Origin of the sequence: Mesotoga sp. HF07.pep.5.2.highcov (assembly GCF_003666285.1) — a bacterium.
In the GTDB taxonomy this organism is placed as follows: domain Bacteria; phylum Thermotogota; class Thermotogae; order Petrotogales; family Kosmotogaceae; genus Mesotoga; species Mesotoga prima.
The window spans coordinates 1-2,573 of sequence record NZ_JFHJ01000205.1 but is presented as its reverse complement, the minus strand read 5'-3'; the positions used below and the strand labels follow the sequence as shown (position 1 = coordinate 2,573).

General features: G+C 46.0%; 2 protein-coding genes and 2 pseudogenes. All 4 read right to left on the bottom strand.

Annotated elements, in window-relative coordinates; genetic code table 11:
• Nucleotides 1-324: pseudogene (locus BG32_RS04355) on the bottom strand (electron transport complex subunit RsxC); the annotation flags it as partial.
• A gap of 165 nt (nt 325-489) precedes the next feature.
• Nucleotides 490-1,947, bottom strand: a complete 1,458-nt coding sequence (locus tag BG32_RS04350; protein ID WP_006486758.1) for a 5'-nucleotidase C-terminal domain-containing protein — start codon at nt 1,945-1,947, stop codon at nt 490-492.
• Nucleotides 1,948-1,960: 13 nt separating this feature from the next.
• Entirely contained in the window at nt 1,961-2,311 is a 351-nt protein-coding gene (locus tag BG32_RS04345; protein ID WP_006486756.1) for a hypothetical protein, read from the bottom strand.
• Nucleotides 2,274-2,573, bottom strand: a pseudogene (locus BG32_RS04340) (glucose-1-phosphate adenylyltransferase); the annotation flags it as partial. The pseudogene BG32_RS04340 and the gene BG32_RS04345, both read right to left, overlap by 38 nt.

Genomic DNA, 2,573 nt, shown 5'->3' with positions numbered 1-2,573 from the left:
TCCCACTCTTCTTCGCCCGATTTTTCTATAACAATTGCATCGTCAGGTTTTGAAAGAGTCGGATGGTAGTACTTTGCGATCTCCTTGACTTCACCTGTCAGAGGAGAATGAAGATTTGCGGAAATGAAACCACTGGCCTCCGCAATCAATTGACCTGTCTTTACGCTGTCTCCAACGTTCACAAGTGGTTTAGCAGGAACACCGGCGTGGTTTGCAAGAAATACATAGACTTTCGGGAAGCGGCAGAACGCTCAGACGGGAATCTTTAGACAGTTCCTTTTTCTCTGGCGGGTGCACCCCTCCTCTGAAGGTAGGCAACCTCATTTAGTTATCACCTCTCAACCTTAATCAATAGATGTTTGCCTTTCTGGGATCCCGAATATCATGAAAGAAACTTCGACTCAAAAAATGACTGGGATTAACAAACAAAAGGAGCGGTCGCTCCGCTCCTATTATAGTACAATGTTTGAGTCTTAACTTAATCTAAAACTACTTTCTGGTTATTCTTCCGCTATCTGGGTAAGAGGTTATCGGGCTGATCTCTCCAACAAACTCGACTACAACGTCGGCGAGAACGAATCCAGTGTCGTAACCTGAGAGGCCAGCAAGAATTTCATAACCGTCACCGCCAGAGGCAAGGTAGTTATTTGTAGCCAGTTTGTACAACTTGTTATCATCAATAGGTTCTCCGTTTACGAGAATATCCTTTGCTTCTTTGTTCTCAATTACATAAGTTACTCCACTTACCTGAGCCATCGCTCCCTGCCCCGCTTCTCTCGTTGCCGTGTACTGGAGAATCTCTCTGAGAGCGGTGCCGGGTACTTCCAAAACGTACAGCGTGTTTCCAAACGGAAGAACTGTAAGAATGTCGCGATACGTTATTGGACCAGCCTCTATGGAAGCTCTGATTCCACCAGAATTTGTCAAGGCTAGATCAGCACCGGTTTTCCATACCATTGCGTCACATATCAAGTAACCAAGGTTCGTGTCCTGTGACCTTACTACTCCTCTATCCCCCTCGAGTCTTATCGCGGTCTCTCCGACAACGATATTAAGAGCTTCTCCGCCGGCCTTCTTGAAGTAATCAAGCACAGTTGCCACGGCGAAGTCCGGTTCGATCTCTTCGGCGATAACCGGGAGATTTCTGAAGGAAACGAAAATGACCGTATCATCAACGATTTCAAGTTCGAGCTTGCCAAGATTCTTCGCCCATTCTCCTGCCGATACGATTATTGTCTCGTTGATTATCTCAGGCCTTTCGTAGAAAGTGTGGCTATGACCGTCGACAATGACATCGATACCGTCAACCGCTTTCGCAAGCTCCCAGGAATTGGGGCCGGCAAGCACGGGATTGCTTCCCATGTGAGTGAGCGCAATTACGATATCCGCCTGAGCCTCGAGTTCAGGAATGATCTCTTTGGCAACTTCAATTACGTCTTTCCACTCGTAGTCTTTCGCATAGAGGTACTCAAGGATTTCCGTTTCTTGAGTCGTAAACCCAACGATGGCTACCTTTATTCCTCCGACTTCCGTGATCATATATTCCTGGAAGGCCGGTTCACCATCCTTGTAGATATTTGCGCTTAAGAACGGGAAATTTGCGATTTCCATCTGTTTCGCAAGTACGGAAGCATCGTTATCGAATTCGTGATTACCGATGGCCATTGCGTCTAGCTTCATCAGGTTGAGGGCTACTATATCGGGTGCAGCGTCCTGCAAATCCGATTCGGGGACACCGGTGTTGATATCTCCGGCATGCAGGAATAGAGTGTTGGGATTCTCAGCCCTGACCTGATTTACCAGGGTGGTTATAGCCGCCAGTCCACCGTAATCACCTTCCGGCCAGATATGTCCGTGAGTGTCGTTGATGTGCAGAATAGTAAGCTTCTGGCCCATCACAAATACTGCCATGATCAGCAACAGGGTAATAAGCAGAACTTTCTTCATAACTCATACCTCCTTATGAAATATCGGTGATATTGCCAACGATTTCAAAATCGAAGGATTTCTCTCCTTCAATTATATGGTAATTTATTATCTCTATTTTTGCGCAGTTTGAATAAACTGTCCTTGAACTTTTTTCCATTTGAAGGCCATTGATTTCCGTTTCTTCGGGCTCTGCAAGGTATATGGATTTGATAGTCAGTGCGAGTCTGAAGTACCATGAACTTAGCCTTCTTGAGACCATTATAGTATCCACTGGTGCCAGTACCGTAACCATCGCAGTACAGACTATCAGAATTGCGATGAGCAGTGTAAAAGAAGCTACTCCCTTACGCTTTGGGGGAAATGGTTTTACCGCCTTCAACATCTCCCTCAAAATCCTCCTCTCTAACGTGATTGAGAATGGCACTGTTCTTTCCTATCTTTGTGTTTTGTGGAATAACCACGTCAGATCCGACGACTACGATTCCCGCGTTATAGATGTGAGGCTGCGTCTCGTGTGGAACTTCATCTCCATAGCCGAGAACTACTCCGTCCTTCACAAACGTTCCTTCACCGACTATTCCTCGTTCTATAACAACGTTTCTGCCGATCTTTGAATTTGTCATAACCACAGAGTTTTTCACGAG